This is a genomic window from Lapillicoccus sp. (genome assembly GCF_025353065.1).
Taxonomy (GTDB): Bacteria; Actinomycetota; Actinomycetes; order Actinomycetales; family Dermatophilaceae; genus Lapillicoccus.
This window is the reverse complement of the sequence record NZ_JANXRJ010000103.1, coordinates 96,295-113,047: the sequence shown is the minus strand read 5'-3', so window position 1 is coordinate 113,047 and position 16,753 is coordinate 96,295. Positions and strand designations below refer to the sequence as shown.

Sequence of the window (16,753 nt, the reverse complement as noted above, 5' to 3'; positions counted from 1 at the left end):
TCGGTCAGTCGGTCGCGCCCGTGCCCGCCGGCGCGGCGATGCCGGCCGTGGCCGGCATGATCCCCTTGGCGGTGAGCCAGGGGATCGGGGGCACGGCGCCGGCCGTTGCCTCGTTGCCGGTGGGGTGGATCTCGAGGTGCGAGTGGGGGCCGGTGGAGTGGCCGGTGTTGCCCGAGAGGGCGACCACCTCGCCGGGCGAGACGGCCTCGCCCCTGGTCACCTTGAGGACGCCGTTGTGGGCCATCCAGCTGATCGTGCCGTCCCAGTACTGGATCTCGACCTTGTTGCCGTAGCCACCCGACCACCCGGCGAAGATGACGGTGCCGCCCGACATCGAGAGCACGGGGGTGCCGACGGGGACGGCGAAGTCCTGCCCTGGGTGCATGGTTCCCCACCGCATCCCGAAACCGGAGGTCAGCGTGTAAGGGGCGTCGAGGAAGGGCACCCAGGTGTGGTTGCTGACGGTGCTCGTGCTGGCTGCGGCGCCCGGAGGGTCCGTGACCGTCGGCGCCTTGGCGGCCGCCCCGGCCGTGGCAGCGGTGGCAGCTGCGGCGGTGACCCTCGCGCGGGCGGTGTCGCGATCCGCCCGCAACTGGGTGCCGCGCGCCTGTGCGGCGAGCGCGTTGATCTTGATCTCCTGCGTCTCCCGCTGGTCCGCCTGGGTGGCGGTGCTCTGGGCCTGCGCGGCGACGGTGCTCGGCGCGAGGTCGACCGCCGACGAGCCGAGGTGGGCGCCGGTCGCGGTGAGCACGAGCGTGGCCGCTGCCGCGGTCGGCAGCAGCAGTCCGGTGCCGGCCAGTCGCGGGACCGAGGCGGTCGCCGCGGCGCGGTGCCGACCGCTGCCGGGCGTGAGCGTCGCCGCAGCGGGGGTAGGTGGAGAGATGGTCTGCAGGGCCGGGGTCGGGACTGCTGCCGAGGAAGGCGCAGGGCGGTGACGACCGGCATACTTCTGCTTCGGCACGGAGGCGGGGTCCTCGGGGACGGCGGGACGGGTTCGGGGAACACGACCGTAGCGTGATGAATTCGTGATGCCAAACCCGATTGGGGCTAATCGGGACGAACCGGGGCAGTATTAGATGGGGCTCGTGGTGGCCGACCGGTGGGGCGTCCGAGCGCGCCCGCCGCGACCGGGTTCCTGGTGGGGACGCAGGGTGGTCACCCCGGGAGCGACCGTCGTCCCGTCGGTGTCGAGGTAGGCCAGCACCTCCGAGATCCCCCGGACGACGGACCGCATGATCGGCAGGCTCGTGTGTCCGACGCCGTGCAGCGGGACGTTGGTGACGTCGAGGTCCGGGTGGTCGAGCGCGGCGGTGTGCTGCGGCACCATGACCTGGTCGAGGTCGGACCAGTAGGCGATGAAGCGGGTGCGACAGGCCACGACGGGCTGCTCGAGCTCCCGCAGCAACGGGCTGCCGGGACGCAGCTGCCGGGTGAGCGCGCTGTTCCATCCGTATGCCGTATAGGTCCCGGCGTGCGGGCTGCCGAGGGTCACCAGCGTGTGGACTCGGGCGTCGCCGCCGAGCCGGGTGACGTAGTAGCGGGCGACGAGCCCGCCCATGCTGTGTCCGACGATGTGGATCCGCTCGTAGCCGGTCTCCTCGACGAGCGCCTCCACCTCCTCGGCCAACCGCGCGGCTGCCACCCGGATGTCGCCGGTGAGGATCGAGTAGTTCATCGTCGAGACGTTGCCGAAACCCCGCCGGGTCAGGCCACGACGCAGCAGGGTGAACACCGACCGGTTGTCGATGATGCCGTGCACCAGGAGGATCGGGGTGCCGGCGGCCTCGACGTTGGAGGTGACCAGTCCCCGCTGGACCGGGGCGAGGTGCTCGATGCGGTAGCCCGGCCCGCCCTCGGGGGTGCGGCCCCCGAACAGGCCCAGGGGATAGATGACGACGTGGGTGCTGAGCCACATGGCCTCGACGACCGCGCCGGCCAGTCCGGTGGGCGTGCACAGCGCCTTGGCCCCCTCGCCGATGACCTCGGCCGACTCGCGGCCCACCCGACCCACGCGGCATACCTCGTCCACGGCCTTGTGCGCCGTCGTCGTGAGGCTCGAACCGAGCTCCGCGATGGCCGTCAGGGCGCCGTGAAGAGGCCGCGTGACGCCACCGCCGGGTGGGCCCTGCGCAGCCGATCGGACGGGAGACCGATGCAGGGTGGACATGGTGACTTGACAGTAACCCGGCATGACCGCCGACCGCCTTCGTTCAGAGAGACATGACTGGTATGGGAGCAATCGACCATCCCCGAGAGGCAGGGGCTGGTTCTCGCTACGCTGCGGTCATGACCGAGTCGACCACCGCGTCCGTCATCCGCGTCGTCGTCGCGAAGCCGGGTCTCGACGGCCACGACCGGGGCGCGAAGTTCGTCGCCCGGGCACTGCGCGATGCGGGGATGGAGGTCGTCTACACCGGCCTGCACCAGACCCCGGAGCAGATCGTCGAAGCGGCGATCCAGGAGGACGCTGACGCCGTGGGCCTGTCCGTCCTCTCCGGGGCGCACATGACCCTCTTCGCGAAGGTCGTCGCCCTGCTGAAGGAGCGCGATGCCTCGGACATCGTCGTCTTCGGCGGCGGCATCGTCCCCGCCGAGGACCTGCCGGAGCTCGAGCGGATGGGTGTCGCGAAGGTCTTCACCCCGGGTGCGACGAGCACTGAGATCGTCGAGTGGATCCGGGTCCACGTGGACCCGGACCGCTGACCTGCCTGCACGGCGACCGGCGTAGGCGCCTTGGAGGGATCGCCGCCGGGCGGTCACCGCAGGCAAGCGATAGTCATCACATGAATAGTTCGCGCTCGACGTTAAAGTCTTGGTAAAGCCGCAGACCTCGGCCCGTTTCGTGCCTGACGATGGGGGACGACGCCTCGGGCCAGCCCCCCAATGTTCCGAGGCGTCCACCGGACGACGGACCGGACCCTGGACTCGCCCCCCCAGCGAGACCACGGGATGGTGTTGGACCTCCGACATCAGCGGCGGGCCACAGGCCCGCCCCGCGTCGCCCGACAACCGACGGTTGTGGGGCGGGTTCCCCTCAGCGGCCCCGCCCCACAACCGCCATCCGCAGCCGCTGCCGGTCGGTGCGGGATCCTGAGCGGGCTTTGCAGCGCCATGACCTAGCCTCAGCGCCCATGTCCCGTCGCCTCTTCGCCCGCTCGTCCCGACCCGCCGTCGTCGTCGCCCTGGCGGTCGCCGCGGTCGCCGCCTGCTCGTCCGCCCCCGCGACGACCCACGCGACCGCGCCGGCCAGCACCTCGACCAGCACGACGTCCTCGCCGACGCCGACGCCGACGCCGACGACCCCGCCCCCGCCGGCTGCCCTGCCCGGGCTCACGGGCGGGCCGGTCCTCGCTGCCAAGATCGACAACACCAACGCCTCCCGTCCCCGCGTGGGCGTGTCGAAGGCCGATGTCGTCTACGTCGAGCCGGTCGAGGCCGGCCTGACCAGGCTGCTGGCGATCTGGTCCTCGACCATGCCGACGGAGATCGGACCGGTCCGCAGCGGACGTGAGTCGGACAACAACATCCTGGCGGACTACGGGCGGGTCGCTTTCGCCTTCTCGGGTGCGTCGGCCGGCACCCTGGCCACCCTCTCCCACGGCGTCCAGGTGAACCTGTCCTTCGACGCCTCGCAGGTGGGTTTCCGACGGGCCGGCAACCGGCCGGCGCCCTACAACGTCATCGGCGACCCCACGGCCCTGCTCGCCCGAGCGGGGGGGAGCGTGGCGCCGGGCGACACCGGCCTCCACTTCGGCCCCGCACTCCCGGGTGGGGCCCCCGGCACGTCGGTCGCGACGGCCTGGGCCGCCTCGCGGATCTCGCTGAGCTGGGACGCCCCCCGGAAGCGCTACCTGGTCACGACCGACGGGCGTGCCGACATCGATGCCGACGGCACGCAGCACGCGGCCGCGACCGTCATCGTCCAGCAGGTCCACACCTACCTCTCGGCCAACCGCGACGTCAACGGCGTGCAGTCCCCGATCGCGGAGGTCGTCGGGTCCGGCGCGGTGACCGTGCTGCGCGACGGGCGGTCTTGGGTCGGCACCTGGTCGCGGCCGACCTCGGGCGCCCCCACCGCATACACGAGCGGTGGCGCGATGATCCCTCTCGCGAGCGGGCAGGTCTGGATCCTGCTGGTGCCGCAGGGGCAGCCGGTCCAGGTCGGCTGACCGGGCTGCGGGAGCCGACCGCCGGGGACAGGTGAGATTGGTCCCATCGGGAGCATGCGGTGGGTGAATCCCCTGGGACGGGGCCGATAGAGTCCGCGAGGATCGATGCCGAAGCGCTCGAGCCTTTCCGCCTGTTTCCGACGATGGGACGATGACCCGTGGATCTCTTTGAGTACCAGGCGCGCGACATGTTCGAGGCACACGGCGTTCCCGTGCTTGCCGGTGTCGTCGCGGACACCGCGGACGGCGTCCGTGCCGCCGCCGAGACCGTCGGGGCCGGCAGCGGCGGCGTCGTCGTCGTCAAGGCGCAGGTCAAGGCCGGTGGGCGCGGCAAGGCCGGCGGCGTCAAGGTCGCGACCTCGCCCGAGGCGGCCGCCGAGGCGGCGGAGGCGATCCTCGGTATGGACATCAAGGGCCACACGGTGCACCGCGTGATGGTCGCCGCCGGCGCGAAGATCGCGGAGGAGTACTACTTCTCGGTGCTGCTCGACCGGGCCAACCGCTCCTACCTGGCGATGTGCAGCAAGGAGGGCGGGATGGAGATCGAGCAGCTCGCGGTCGAGCGTCCGGACGCCCTCGCGCGCGTCCCCGTCGACCCCAACGTCGGTATCGACGCCGCCAAGGCGGCCGAGATCGTCGCGGCGGCGGGCTTCGATGCGGAGACCGGTGCCGCGATCGCGCCCGTGCTCGAGCGCCTGTGGGACGTCTACCGCGAGGAGGACGCGACGCTGGTCGAGGTCAACCCGCTGGTCAAGACCGAGGACGGCTCGATCGTCGCCCTCGACGGCAAGGTCACCCTCGACGAGAACGCCGGTTTCCGCCACCCGGACCACGCCTCGCTCGAGGACACCGCGGCCGCGGACCCGCTGGAGGCGGCGGCCAAGGAGAAGCACCTCAACTACGTCAAGCTCGACGGCGACGTCGGGATCATCGGCAACGGCGCCGGTCTCGTGATGTCGACCCTCGACGTCGTCGCGTATGCCGGTGAGACGGTCGCGGCCGAGCAGGGCCTCGCGACCCCGCCCAGGCCGGCGAACTTCCTCGACATCGGTGGCGGCGCCTCGGCCGAGGTGATGGCCAACGGGATGCACATCATCCTCAGTGACGAGCAGGTGAAGTCGGTCTTCGTCAACGTCTTCGGCGGCATCACCTCGTGCGACGAGGTGGCCAACGGCATCGTGGGTGCGCTCGACCGGCTGGGCGCCGACGCGACGAAGCCGCTCGTCGTCCGGCTCGACGGCAACAACGTCGAGGAGGGCCGACGGATCCTCGCCGAGCGGAACCACCCCCTCGTCAGCATCGAAGAGACCATGGACGGAGCGGCCCGCAAGGCCGCCGAGCTCGCCGCGGCCGCGAAGTAAGGGACGGAGAAGACAATGGCAATCTTCCTCAACGAGGACAGCAAGATCATCGTCCAGGGCATGACGGGCTCGGTGGGCATGAAGCACACGACCCTGATGCTCGCCTTCGGCAGCAAGGTGGTCGGTGGCGTCAACCCGCGCAAGGCCGGCGACAAGGTCGACTTCCCGGGCGGGGTGACCATCCCGGTGTTCGGCACGGTCGCCGAGGCGGTCGAGGCGACCGGCGCCGACGTCTCCGTCGTCTTCGTCCCCCCGGCGTTCGCCAAGGCCGCCGTCATCGAGGCCATCGACGCGGCGATCCCGCTCTGCGTGATCATCACCGAAGGCATCGCAGTCAGGGACACGGCGGAGTTCTTCGCCTACGCGCAGGACAAGGGCACGACGCGGCTCATCGGCCCCAACTGTCCTGGTCTCATCAGCCCCGGAATGTCCAACGTCGGCATCATCCCCAACGACATCGCCGGCCCCGGTCGGATCGGCCTGGTCTCGAAGTCGGGCACGCTGACCTACCAGATGATGTACGAGCTGCGCGACATCGGCTTCTCCTCCGGCGTCGGCATCGGCGGTGACCCGATCATCGGGACGACGCACATCGACTGCCTCGAGGCGTTCCAGAACGACCCCGACACCGACGCGATCGTGATGATCGGTGAGATCGGCGGGGACGCCGAGGAGCGCGCGGCGGCCTACATCAAGGAGCACGTCACCAAGCCGGTCGTCGGCTACGTCGCCGGCTTCACCGCCCCCGAGGGCAAGACGATGGGCCACGCGGGCGCGATCGTGTCCGGCTCGTCCGGGACCGCCCAGGGCAAGAAGAAGGCCCTCGAGGCCGCCGGCGTCAAGGTCGGCAAGACGCCCTCCGAGACGGCCGACCTGATGCGCGAGATCATGAAGGGCCTGGCCGGCTGAGCTCGGGGCGGCCCTGCTGGTCCTCGCGCTCGACGACCTCGGCCACATCGGCGACATCGGCGAACCGCGGCCGTCGCGGCGGTCGGGCCTGACCCGGGTCGGGAGTGATGGTGCCGTCCCCGCCGATGTGGCCGAACATCTGCTCGATGACGACCAGGATGTGGGGGTCCTCGACCCGGTAGAGCTGTCGGCGGCCGTCGCGCCGCGCGGCGACGACCCCCGCCGCACGGAGCTTGGCCAGCTGCTGGCTGGTCGCGGGGATCGATGCGCCGGTGCTCTGGGCGAGGGTCGTGACGTCCAGCTCGCCGGTGCCGAGCAGCCAGACCAGGTGCAGCCGGCCGGGCACGGAGAGCAGGTCGAACGTGAGTGCAGCGGCGTCGAGCTGGTCGGTGGTGATCTGCGTGGGGTAGGCCATCAGGTCGCCGACTCTCCCAGGCTTCTTTCATTTGCGCAACTGGTTGAATGGCGGGTAATCTTTCGCTGCATGGATGGTCGGGACGACGAGGCGACGGAGGTGGGCGCGATGACTGGCGATGCCCATAGTTCGTCCCCTCGACTCGTCCCGTCGTCCGCGAGCTAGCCGGTTCATCGGCGTCCTCCTCGCGCGCGGCCCACCCATTCCGCGCCCGTGGAGGTGCCCATGTCCCTGCTGCGTCCCTACTCGACCGACGGCGCGCTGTCCCGCCCGGTGAGCAGATACGGGGCCGACGCCCTGGTGCTGGCCGGGATGGCGGTGCTGTTCTGGCTGCTCGTCCGACTGGGCCAGGGTGTCACGGCGCCATTCTCCCCGGTCACCGCGCCGGCCTCGGTCTCGACCGACCCGGCCAACCTGCCCTACTACGCGCTGCGGTCGCTGCTGCGGATGTTCGCCGCTCTGGCGGTGTCGCTGGTGTTCACGTTCGTCTACGCGACGGCGGCCGCCCGTCTGCGTCGGGCCGAGAAGGTCCTGCTGCCCGTGCTCGACGTCCTCCAGTCGGTCCCGGTGCTGGCCTTCCTGTCGATCACCCTCAGCCTGTGGCTGGCGCTCTTCCCGCACACTGTGCTCGGCGTCGAGTGCGCCTCGGTCTTCGCGATCTTCACCTCGCAGGCCTGGAACATGACCTTCGCGTTCTACCAGTCGCTGGTCAGCCAGCCGCGCGAGCTGGACGAGGCCGCCCGGATCCTGCGCCTGACCAAGTGGCAGCGCTTCTGGCGTCTCGACGTGCCCCACGGGATGATCCCGCTGGTCTGGAACGGGATGATGAGCTTCGGCGGCGGCTGGTTCTTCCTGATCGCCTCCGAGGTCCTCAGCGTCAACAACCACACCTACGCCCTGCCGGGGATCGGCAGCTATGTCGCCGCCGCCAGCACCCGCCAGCAACTCGGCCGGATGTTCCTCGCCATCGGCGTCATGATCGTCATGGTCGTCGGGGTCAACCTGCTGTTCTGGCGCCCGCTGACCGCGTGGGCCGAACGGTTCCGGCTCGGTGACTCGACCAGCGCCGAAGCCCCCCGCAGCCTCGTCCTCGATCTGCTGCGCCGATCCGCCGTCCCGGCGCTGATCGCCCGCGCCGCCCACCCGGCCGGACGAGGCCTGGACCGGGTCACCCGGCGGTTCGGCCTGGCCGAGTACCCGCTGCTGGCCAACCCCGCCCGACGGCGCGTCGGCGACGTCGTCTTCGTGGTCCTGTATGCCGCGGCCGTCGCCTGGGGGCTGTGGGGCCTGCTGTCCTACGTCGCCGGCACCGCCGGGCTGGCCGAGTTCGGACACGCGTTCGTGCTGGGCCTGGTCACCTTCGCCCGGGTGATCGTCCTCGTCGTCGTCGGGACCCTGGTCTGGGTGCCCATCGGGGTGTGGATCGGGATGAACCCGCGGGTCTGCCGGTTCGCCCAGCCCGTCGTGCAGGTGCTGGCCAGCTTCCCGGCGAACTTCCTCTTCCCGCTGTTCACCCTCGCCCTCATCGACACCGGCGTCAGCATCAACCTCGGCGGAATCCTGTTGATGAGCCTCGGCGCCCAGTGGTACATCCTGTTCAACGTCATCGCCGGCGCGTCCGCCATCCCGATCGACCTGCGCGAGGCCGCGACCAGCCTCCGCCTGCCCCGGCTGCTGCGCTGGCGCCGTCTGATCCTGCCGGCGGTCTTCAGCGCCTGGGTCACCGGCGGCATCACCGCTGCCGGTGGGGCCTGGAACGCCTCCATCGTCGCCGAGGTCGTCAGCTACGGAGGCCACACCTTGACGGCGACCGGTCTGGGCGCCTACATCTCCCACTCCACCGCGGCCGGCGACTTCCCCCGGACCCTCGTCGGCGTCGCCGTCATGACCGTCTACGTCGTCGGTCTCAACCGCCTGTTCTGGAGACGCCTCTATCGCGTCGCCGCCACCCGATACTCGATCCAGTCCTCCTAGGAGGTGCCGCCATGGCCACCCGACTCACCGCACCTGCTGCCGTCCGGACCCCGATCGTCGAGGTCGACCACCTCTTCACGTCCTTCCCCGCTGCCGGTGGCGCCACCCTCGCCGTCCTGGACGACATCACGTTGAGCCTGCACGAGGGCGAGGTGCTCGCCCTGCTCGGCAAGTCCGGTTCCGGCAAGTCGACCCTGCTGCGCGCCATCGCCGGGCTGCTGGCCCCGACCCGCGGAGAGGTCCGCTATCGCGGCATACCCCTCAACGGCGCCAATCCCGGTGTCGCCATGGTCTTCCAGTCCTTCGCCCTGATGCCGTGGCTGACGGTCCAGGACAACGTGGAGCTCGGTCTGCAGGCCCTCGGCGTGCCGGCCGCCGAGCGCCGCCGCCGCGCGCTCGAGGCGATCGACGTCATCGGGCTCGACGGGTTCGAGAGCGCTTACCCCAAGGAGCTGTCCGGCGGGATGCGTCAGCGCGTGGGGTTCGCCCGCGCCCTGGTCCTGCAACCTGATGCCCTGCTCATGGACGAGCCGTTCTCCGCCCTCGACGTCCTGACGGCGGAGAACCTGCGGACCGAGCTGATGCGCCTCTGGGAGGAGCCCGACTTCCCCACCAAGGCGATCTGCATCGTGACCCACAACATCGAGGAAGCGGTCCTGCTCGCCGACCGCGTCGTCGTCCTCGGCGCCAACCCCGGCCACCTCAAGGCCGAGGTGGAGGTCCACCTCCCCCGCCCGCGGGATCGCCGCTCCCCGACGTTCGAGGCCCTCGTCGACCAGCTGTATGCCGCCCTCACCGGTCGCGGCACGGCCCGGCCCGTCTCGGTCGCCCCACCCGGGCCACTCACCCACCCGCTGCCCGCGGCGAGCCTCGGTGGCCTCGCCGGCCTCGTCGAGATCGTCTACGCGCACAACGGGCAGGCGGACCTCCCGGACCTCGCCGCCGAGCTGTCCTTCGAGGTCGACGACCTGCTGCCCCTGGTCGACGCCGCCGTGATGCTCGGGCTGCTCGAGGTCGAAGGCGCCCAGGCCTTCCTCACCGCCACCGGCCGCGGCTGGTACACCGCCGACATCCAGACCAGCAAGGAGCTCTTCGCCCAGCTCGCCGTCCGGCACGCCCCCCTGGTGAGGACCATCTGCACGGCGCTGAACAACAGCGACGACGGCGCCCTGCGCGACGACTTCTTCCGCGACCTGCTGCGCCGCGGCTTCTCTCGCGAGGACACCGAACGCCAGCTCGACATCGCCATCGACTGGGGACGCTACGGCGAGCTCTACGACTACGACGCCGACACCGGCGAGCTCGTCCTGACTGAGGTGTATGCGGCCCTGGCGCGCGAGCTGCTGCCCCACCTCGGTGTGGAACCCACCGGGAGTCCGGAGCAGGTCTGACGGTTCGAGGTAACCGTCTGGGCCGCCGTCGGCGCGCCCCCGAGAACTGCGCGGCCCGACCCGCGACCATGGAGGCCTCATGAGTCTCCTGGAACGCGTCCGCCTCACCCGACCCCCGCGCAGCCGGTCGCGCGGCCTCGACCCGGCGTGGTGGCAGGAGCTCCTGCCGGGCGCCCGGGCGGCGGTCGGCACGTGGCTGCTGCTCGCGCTGCCGGCGCTGCTGGTCTGGGTCGTCGCACCGCTCACGACCGTGCCGTGGGGCCAGGCCGTCGGTGTGGCGAGCGCCGGATGGTTCCTGGGGCACGGCATACCGGTGGCGCTGGGGGGAGCCTCGATCTCCCTCACTCCGCTCGGCCTGTGGGCTCTCATCCTGATGGTGACCACCCGCTCGATCCGCCGCCTCCTCGACCGGTCCGAGGCGGACGCCCCGGCCAAGACGTGGCAGCGGCAGCTGGTGACCCGCATCCTGCCGGGCTACGCCGGGGGGTATGCCGCGGCCGCCACAGCCGCGTGGCTGCTCACCCTCGCGGGCCCGGCCCGACCGAGTCCCCTGGGCGTCATCGGGGTGCTCTGGGTCCCCGCGCTCGCGCTGCTGACCTGCCTCGGCGGTCGCTACGCCCGGGACGAGGCTGCGCCGCTGGTCGGTCGGGCACTCGACCGCCTCCCGCGCTGGGCCGTTCGCGCCGTCCTCCCTGGCCTCCAGGGTGCGGCGGTGCTCGGCGGCCTCGGTGTCGTCCTGGTCCTCGCTGCGGTCCTCGTCAGGTTCGGGACGGTCACCGGCCTGCACTCGGCGCTCGCGCCGGGACTCGTCGGTGGCGTCGTCCTCGTGGTCGGGCAGCTGCTGTTCACGCCGAATCTCGCTCTCTGGGCTCTCTCCTGGATCGCCGGACCGGGCTTCGGCGTCGTCGCCGGGTCGAGCATCACGGTCTCGGGCGCCCAGCCCGGGCTGCTGCCACTGGTGCCCGTCCTCGGCGCACTGCCGAGCGGGGGAGCCTTCCCGGGCTGGGTGGTCGCCGTCCTCGGCCTGCCCGTCCTCGTGGGGGCGGTCACCTCCTACCTCGTGACCCGACCGATGGCCCGGCTGGCCAGCTGGCGGTCCAAGCTCACGACGTCCGCGGCCGCCGTGACGGTCTCCGCGCTCACCATCACCATCCTCGCCGTCCTCGGCACCGGGTCCGTCGGCCTCGAGCGGCTGCGCCACGTCGGCCCGTCACCCGTCCTGCTGGGGGCCGCCCTGCTGGGCGAGCTGCTCCTCGGCGCCGTCCTCTGGGTCGGGGTCGACCGGGTGCGCCAGCACCTGCACTAGGACGCACTTGGACCGCGCTGGCCAATCACCGATCCCCCTGTCGGGCGGCAGGGTGGGCCGCTTCGCGGCGACCCGGGCGCGGTCAGCCGCCGATCACCGTCCCGAAGCCGCTCTGCTGCCGCTGCACCTCGCACTGGGCCCGGGCCTGCGAGGTGCTCGCGCCCGACAGGCAGTCCTGGTACTGCTTGATGCCGTCATAGAGGACCACCTGGGCGACCGCCGTCAGGAAGACGAACCCCACCAGCACCAGGGTGATGGTCGGCATCAGCCGCATCCGCACCGGCGCGTCCTCACGTCGTTGCCGCAGCAGCTCGCGGACGGTGATGACGGCGACGACGACGGTCGGCACCAGAGCGATGGCCCGGGTGGGCAGGGGGAGCGAGGCGCCCAGATAGACGAGGGCAAACAGGGCGAGGCTCGTCATGGACCACTGCAGCGGAGGCTGCATGGTGGCCCCAGGTCTGGTCGCCATCGCGCTTGCCTCTCCGTCCGTCGGGTCGTCCCGCACACGTGCGCGAGCACTCCGCGAGCAGCCAGCGGCGCTCGTACTCCCCAAACGTGCCACACCCGTCCCCGGTGCCCCACCTGCGCCGCGGCCGACGTGCGGACCGGGCCGAGAGCCCTCGCCACCTCTCGGTAAGGTGGCTGACCGTGATGTCTCGAGGCACCGGCGGCGGCGGATCCGCCGACATCGTCGTCCTCGTCTCCGGCTCCGGCACCCTCCTGCAGGCGCTGCTCGACGCGGGTGCCGACCCGGCATACGGCGTGCGGGTGGTGGCGGTCGGCGCCGATCGCGACGGGATCGAGGGTCTGGCCCGCGCCGAGCGGGCGGGCATCCCGACGTTCGTATGCCGTGTCGCCGACTTCCCGAGCCGCGCGGACTGGGACCTCGCGCTCGCCGAGCAGGTCGCCGCCCATGCACCGGCGCTCGTCGTGTCCGCGGGTTTCCTCAAGCTCGCCGGCCCGGCGTTCCTGGCCCGGTTCGGCGGCCGTTACGTCAACAGCCACAACGCCCTGCTGCCCGCTTTCCCCGGCATCCACGGCCCCCGGGACGCGCTCGACTACGGCGTCAAGGTCTCCGGCGCCACCCTCTTCGTCGTGGACGCCGGCATCGACACCGGCGCGATCGTCGCGCAGTGCGTCGTCCCGGTGGAGGACGACGACACCGTCGCGTCCCTCACCGAGCGGATCAAGCTCGTGGAGCGCCCCCAGCTCGTCGACCACGTGGGCCGGATGGGCCGCGAGGGTTTCACCGTCATGAATCGAAAGGTCACCATTCCGTGAGCACCCCCGCCACCCCGGATCTCGTGCCGGCCAGCCCGCCCGTGGCGCAACGTCGCCCGATCCGCCGGGCCCTGGTCTCCGTCTACGACAAGACCGGCCTCGAGGACCTCGCTCGCGGCCTCTACGAGTCGGGGGTCGCGATCGTGTCGACCGGGTCCACGGCGGGCGTCATCGCAGGCACCGGGGTGCCCGTCACGAAGGTGGAGGACCTCACGGGCTTCCCCGAGTGCCTCGACGGGCGGGTCAAGACCCTCCACCCGACGATCCACGCCGGCCTGCTCGCCGACACCCGCAACCCCGACCACGTCGCGCAGCTCGCGCAGCTCGGCATCGAGCCCTTCGACCTCGTGGTCAGCAACCTCTATCCGTTCCGGCAGACCGTCGACTCGGGCGCGACCCCGGAGGAGTGCATCGAGCAGATCGACATCGGTGGGCCGTCGATGGTGCGCGCCTCGGCGAAGAACCATGCGAGCGTCGCGATCGTCACCAGCCCCGCGGCATACGGCCAGGTGCTCGCGGCAGTTGCCGCCGGCGGCTTCACGCTCGGCGAGCGGCAGCGCCTCGCGGCGGAGGCCTTCGTCCACACCGCGACCTACGACACCGCGGTGGCGAGCTGGATGGGCACCGTCCTCGCGGACACGAGCGACGGCACCGGTTTTCCGGCCTGGACGGGGGCGACCTGGGACCGCACGGCGGTCCTGCGCTACGGCGAGAACCCCCACCAGCAGGCCGCGCTCTACCAGGGCTGGCGTCCCGGCATCGCCAGCGCGGAGCAGCTGCACGGCAAGGAGATGTCCTACAACAACTACGTCGACGCGGATGCGGCGGTGCGGGCGGCGCACGACCACGGCGACCAGCCGACGGTCGCGATCATCAAGCACGCCAACCCGTGCGGCATCGCCGTCGGGGCCGACCTCACCGTGGCCTACGAGAAGGCCCACGCGTGCGACCCGCAGTCGGCCTACGGTGGCATCATCGCCACCAACCGGCCCGTCACGCTCGCCATGGCGCAGGCGGCCCAGGACGTCTTCACCGAGGTCATCGTCGCCCCGGACTTCGAGCCCGAGGCGCTGGAGCTGTTGCGGCAGAAGAAGAACCGACGCCTGCTCAAGCTGCCGGCCGACATGCAGCGGTTCCGCGACCCCCTCGAGATGCGTCCGATCAGCGGTGGCGTCCTCGTGCAGACCGTCGACCGCGTCGACGCCGTGGTGGAGCCGGAGGGCGGCGACGACCCGTCGCGGTGGCGGCTCGTCACCGGCGCCGCCGCCCACGAGGCGACGCTGGCGGACCTCGCCTTCGGCTGGCGCGCGATCCGCGCGGTGAAGTCCAACGCCATCCTCCTCGCCAAGGACGGCGCCTCGGTGGGCGTGGGCATGGGCCAGGTCAACCGCGTCGACTCGTGCCGGCTCGCCGTCGCCCGCGCGGGTGCCGAGCGGGCCGCCGGCTCGGTGGCGGCCTCCGACGCCTTCTTCCCGTTCCCGGACGGGCTGGAGATCCAGCTGGCGGCCGGCGTCCGCGCGGTCGTCGCCCCCGGCGGCTCGATCCGGGACGACCTCGTCATCGAGGCGGCCGCGGTCGCCGGCGTGACCATGTACTTCACCGGCACGCGCCACTTCTTCCACTGATCCCCTGATTTGCGGCGGACGGAGGCAGCCGTGGCCCAGCGGGCCGAGGTGACCCCGCCCCCCGGGACGACTCGCGGTGAGCCGTCCCGGGTGGGCTGGGCCCTGGCGACCTTCCTCGCCGGCGCGATCCTCGCCGGCCAGTCGCGGATGAACGGTGAGCTCGCCGTCCACCTCGGTCACGGGCTGGATGCCGCACTCTGGAGCTTCGGGTCCGGGTTGGTCGTGCTCACCGCCCTCGCGCTCGTGTCGCCCCGCATGCGCTCGGGTTTCACGCAGCTGCGAGAAGCTCTGCGCCACAGGGAGATCCGGTTCTGGCAGTGCCTCGGCGGCATGGTGGGTGCGCTCTACGTCTTCTGCCAGGGGTATGCCGTGCCGATCGCCGGGGTGGCCCTGTTCACGATCGCGGTGGTCGGGGGCCAGACGGTCAACGCGATCCTCGTCGACCGGCTCGGGCTCGGCCCGGCCGGACCGGTCGCAGCCAGCCGCACCCGGCTCCTGAGCGCCGGACTCGCCGTCGCCGGTGTCGTCGTCGCCGTCGGCGGGCGGGTGAGCGGCACCTCGTCGGCCGTCGTGGTGCCGGTCGTCCTGGCCGCCGTCGTCGGGGCCCTGATGACGGTCCAGCAGGCGACCAACGGGCGGGTGGTCAGCGCCTCGGGACACCCGATGACGACGACCTGGATCAACTTCGCCACGGGCGCGGTCCTGCTGCTCGTGCTCGGCGTGCCTGCCGCCCTGACCGGCGGAGTCGGGCCACCGGCGTCGACGCACTCGCCGTGGTGGTCGTGGCTGGGCGGCCTGGTCGGCATCGTCGTCGTCGCGGTCTCCGCCGTCGCCGTGCGGCACCTCGGGGTGCTGCCGGTCATGATCCTCATGCTCCTCGGTCAGCTGGCGGCCGCCGTGGGGCTCGACGCCCTCGTCCCGGCGACCCGCGGTCACCTGACGCCCGTCGTCGTCATCGGGCTGGGCATCACCCTTTTCGCCGCGGTGCTCGCGGCCAGGGGCGGCGGCGCAGTCCCGGCCGCGACGACGACGGAGACCGGGAGGTCGAGCTGACTGGCGGGGGCGCTGGCGGCATACCGGCCGAGCGGGTGCGCCTTCCACGACGAACCCGACGGCCCCGCGTCGGAGGTGTGGTCGACGAATGGGCGATGGGAAGTCGAGGGAAGTGCCTGCGCGTGGAAGGATGACCGCCGTGAGCGCAGCGATCCTCGACGGCAAGGCCACCCTGGCGACCATCAAGGCGGAGCTGACCGCGCGGGTCGCTGCGCTGGCGCAGCGGGGGATCGTGCCGGGCCTCGGCACCGTCCTCGTCGGTGACGACCCCGGGAGCCGGTGGTACGTCGCGGCCAAGCACAAGGACTGCGCGGAGATCGGCGTCACGAGCATCCGGCGCGACCTGCCCGCGACCGCCACGCAGGCCGAGGTCGAGGCCGTCATCGACGAGCTCAACGCCGACCCCGCCTGCACCGGCTTCCTCGTCCAGCAGCCGACCGGTCTCGACGAGATGGCCCTCCTGTCGCGGGTCGACCCGACGAAAGACGTCGACGGACTGCACCCGACCAACCTCGGGTGGCTGGTGCTGGGCAAGGAGGCGCCGTTGCCGTGCACGCCGATGGGGTGCCTCGAGCTGCTCCGGCGCTATGACGTGCCGATCGCCGGCGCCGAGGTGGTCATCGTCGGGCGCGGGCTCACCGTCGGCCGGCCGCTCGGGCTGATCCTCACCCGCCGCTCCGAGAACGCCACGGTCACCTTGTGCCACACGGGGACCCGCGACCTCGCCAGCGAGGTGCGACGCGCCGACATCGTCATCGCTGCAGCAGGCGTTCCGGGGATCATCTCCGCCGACATGATCAAGCCGGGGGCCGCGGTGCTCGATGTGGGCGTCTCGCGCGTCGACGGCAAGGTGGCCGGTGACGTCGCACCGGACGTGGCCGAGGTCGCCGGGTGGGTCAGCCCCAACCCCGGCGGGGTCGGGCCGATGACCCGGGCGCTGTTGCTGCGCAACGTGGTCCGTGCCGCGGAGCAGCGGGCCGACCCTCGGTGAGCTGGCGGAGGCTCGCGGGCCTGGGGCCGTGGTGGGCCGTCGCCGCGGTCGCTGCCCTCGGACTCGGCCTCAGTGTGCGCGGCGAGATCCGCGCCGGCGGTGACGTCCTCGCGGGCGCGTTCCTGCTCGCGTCCGTGCTGCGCCTCGTGCTGACCGCGCCGCACGGAGGAGGCATCGAGATGCGCTCGAAACGCCTCGACGTGTTCATGCTCGGGCTGGCGGCCGTGGCGGTGCTCGTGGCGTTCAACCTCGTGAACCTCACCCCGAGCTGACCG

At 71.8% G+C, this 16,753-nt stretch carries 16 protein-coding genes; 12 read left to right on the top strand and 4 right to left on the bottom strand.

Translation table 11 applies throughout. The annotated features are described in order from the left end of the window. Positions 1-4 precede the first annotated feature (4 nt). Positions 5-961: a M23 family metallopeptidase gene (locus tag Q0R63_RS08645; protein ID WP_295696362.1), complete on the bottom strand. Its 957-nt coding sequence runs from the start codon at positions 959-961 to the stop codon at positions 5-7. A 111-nt stretch (positions 962-1,072) separates the two neighbouring features. Then, a complete protein-coding gene (locus Q0R63_RS08640) occupies positions 1,073-2,167 on the bottom strand; it encodes an alpha/beta fold hydrolase (protein ID WP_295696360.1) in 1,095 nt (364 codons plus the stop codon). 119 nt (positions 2,168-2,286) lie between these two features. Here Q0R63_RS08640 and Q0R63_RS08635 point away from each other — a divergent pair, with 119 nt between their 5' ends. The 4 genes from Q0R63_RS08635 to sucD all read left to right on the top strand — a co-directional run bounded on the left by Q0R63_RS08635 (position 2,287) and on the right by sucD (position 6,439). Then, entirely contained in the window at positions 2,287-2,703 is a 417-nt protein-coding gene (locus Q0R63_RS08635; protein ID WP_295696359.1) for a cobalamin B12-binding domain-containing protein, read from the top strand. Positions 2,704-3,131: 428 nt separating this feature from the next. After that, entirely contained in the window at positions 3,132-4,169 is a 1,038-nt protein-coding gene (locus tag Q0R63_RS08630; RefSeq protein ID WP_295696358.1) for a DUF3048 domain-containing protein, read from the top strand. A 158-nt stretch (positions 4,170-4,327) separates the two neighbouring features. Continuing rightward, positions 4,328-5,530 (top strand): ADP-forming succinate--CoA ligase subunit beta, encoded by a 1,203-nt coding sequence (gene sucC, locus Q0R63_RS08625; RefSeq protein ID WP_295696356.1) that lies wholly within the window; start codon positions 4,328-4,330, stop codon positions 5,528-5,530. Positions 5,531-5,545: 15 nt separating this feature from the next. Continuing rightward, entirely contained in the window at positions 5,546-6,439 is an 894-nt protein-coding gene (gene sucD / locus Q0R63_RS08620) for a succinate--CoA ligase subunit alpha (RefSeq protein ID WP_295696354.1), read from the top strand. Here sucD and Q0R63_RS08615 read toward each other — a convergent pair. Further along, complete coding sequence (locus tag Q0R63_RS08615) at positions 6,417-6,854, bottom strand: metalloregulator ArsR/SmtB family transcription factor (protein ID WP_366521091.1); 438 nt, start codon at positions 6,852-6,854, stop codon at positions 6,417-6,419. The two genes, sucD and Q0R63_RS08615, sit on opposite strands and share 23 nt — an antisense overlap. Positions 6,855-7,079: 225 nt before the next feature. On the opposite strand from Q0R63_RS08615, the gene Q0R63_RS08610 reads away from it, so the two are divergent. The 3 genes from Q0R63_RS08610 to Q0R63_RS08600 all read left to right on the top strand — a co-directional run bounded on the left by Q0R63_RS08610 (position 7,080) and on the right by Q0R63_RS08600 (position 11,525). Beyond that, on the top strand, positions 7,080-8,828 hold the full coding sequence (locus tag Q0R63_RS08610; protein WP_295696352.1) for an ABC transporter permease subunit: 1,749 nt from the start codon (positions 7,080-7,082) through the stop codon (positions 8,826-8,828). 11 nt (positions 8,829-8,839) lie between these two features. After that, positions 8,840-10,219, top strand: coding sequence for a nitrate/sulfonate/bicarbonate ABC transporter ATP-binding protein (locus tag Q0R63_RS08605; RefSeq protein ID WP_295696350.1), 1,380 nt, complete (start codon positions 8,840-8,842; stop codon positions 10,217-10,219). Positions 10,220-10,298: 79 nt separating this feature from the next. Then, a complete protein-coding gene (locus tag Q0R63_RS08600; RefSeq protein ID WP_295696348.1) occupies positions 10,299-11,525 on the top strand; it encodes a DUF6350 family protein in 1,227 nt (408 codons plus the stop codon). Between the two features lie 82 nt (positions 11,526-11,607). Here Q0R63_RS08600 and Q0R63_RS08595 read toward each other — a convergent pair whose 3' ends face one another. After that, the gene (locus tag Q0R63_RS08595; RefSeq protein ID WP_295696346.1) at positions 11,608-11,949 is read right to left on the bottom strand and encodes a hypothetical protein; all 342 of its coding nucleotides are present in this window, start codon (positions 11,947-11,949) and stop codon (positions 11,608-11,610) included. Positions 11,950-12,179: 230 nt separating this feature from the next. On the opposite strand from Q0R63_RS08595, the gene purN reads away from it, so the two are divergent. The 5 genes from purN to Q0R63_RS08570 all read left to right on the top strand — a co-directional run bounded on the left by purN (position 12,180) and on the right by Q0R63_RS08570 (position 16,750). Further along, the gene (gene purN, locus Q0R63_RS08590; protein WP_295696344.1) at positions 12,180-12,809 is read left to right on the top strand and encodes a phosphoribosylglycinamide formyltransferase; all 630 of its coding nucleotides are present in this window, start codon (positions 12,180-12,182) and stop codon (positions 12,807-12,809) included. Beyond that, positions 12,806-14,434 carry a bifunctional phosphoribosylaminoimidazolecarboxamide formyltransferase/IMP cyclohydrolase gene (gene purH / locus Q0R63_RS08585; protein ID WP_295696342.1) on the top strand — a complete coding sequence of 543 codons (1,629 nt, stop codon included), beginning with the start codon at positions 12,806-12,808 and terminating at the stop codon, positions 14,432-14,434. The genes purN and purH overlap by 4 nt, the downstream gene beginning before the upstream one ends. Positions 14,435-14,464: 30 nt before the next feature. Next, positions 14,465-15,487: a DMT family transporter gene (locus tag Q0R63_RS08580; protein ID WP_295696340.1), complete on the top strand. Its 1,023-nt coding sequence runs from the start codon at positions 14,465-14,467 to the stop codon at positions 15,485-15,487. 139 nt (positions 15,488-15,626) lie between these two features. Continuing rightward, positions 15,627-16,478, top strand: coding sequence for a bifunctional methylenetetrahydrofolate dehydrogenase/methenyltetrahydrofolate cyclohydrolase (locus tag Q0R63_RS08575; RefSeq protein ID WP_295696338.1), 852 nt, complete (start codon positions 15,627-15,629; stop codon positions 16,476-16,478). Continuing rightward, a complete protein-coding gene (locus tag Q0R63_RS08570; RefSeq protein WP_295696336.1) occupies positions 16,475-16,750 on the top strand; it encodes a DUF3017 domain-containing protein in 276 nt (91 codons plus the stop codon). Before Q0R63_RS08575 ends, Q0R63_RS08570 begins: the two co-directional genes overlap by 4 nt. The last annotated feature ends 3 nt before the right edge of the window (positions 16,751-16,753 follow it).

What these genes read in the sequence shown, in the direction of transcription:
- Q0R63_RS08605 (WP_295696350.1), top strand. Translation starts at nt 8,840, where the DNA reads ATGGCCACCCGACTCACCGCACCTGCTGCCGTCCGGACCCCGATCGTC.
- Q0R63_RS08610 (WP_295696352.1), top strand. Translation starts at nt 7,080, where the DNA reads ATGTCCCTGCTGCGTCCCTACTCGACCGACGGCGCGCTGTCCCGCCCG.
- Q0R63_RS08595 (WP_295696346.1), bottom strand. Translation starts at nt 11,949, where the DNA reads ATGACGAGCCTCGCCCTGTTTGCCCTCGTCTATCTGGGCGCCTCGCTC.
- Q0R63_RS08600 (WP_295696348.1), top strand. Translation starts at nt 10,299, where the DNA reads ATGAGTCTCCTGGAACGCGTCCGCCTCACCCGACCCCCGCGCAGCCGG.
- Q0R63_RS08640 (WP_295696360.1), bottom strand. Translation starts at nt 2,167, where the DNA reads ATGTCCACCCTGCATCGGTCTCCCGTCCGATCGGCTGCGCAGGGCCCA.
- purN (WP_295696344.1), top strand. Translation starts at nt 12,180, where the DNA reads ATGTCTCGAGGCACCGGCGGCGGCGGATCCGCCGACATCGTCGTCCTC.
- sucD (WP_295696354.1), top strand. Translation starts at nt 5,546, where the DNA reads ATGGCAATCTTCCTCAACGAGGACAGCAAGATCATCGTCCAGGGCATG.
- Q0R63_RS08630 (WP_295696358.1), top strand. Translation starts at nt 3,132, where the DNA reads ATGTCCCGTCGCCTCTTCGCCCGCTCGTCCCGACCCGCCGTCGTCGTC.
- Q0R63_RS08635 (WP_295696359.1), top strand. Translation starts at nt 2,287, where the DNA reads ATGACCGAGTCGACCACCGCGTCCGTCATCCGCGTCGTCGTCGCGAAG.
- Q0R63_RS08615 (WP_366521091.1), bottom strand. Translation starts at nt 6,854, where the DNA reads ATGGCCTACCCCACGCAGATCACCACCGACCAGCTCGACGCCGCTGCA.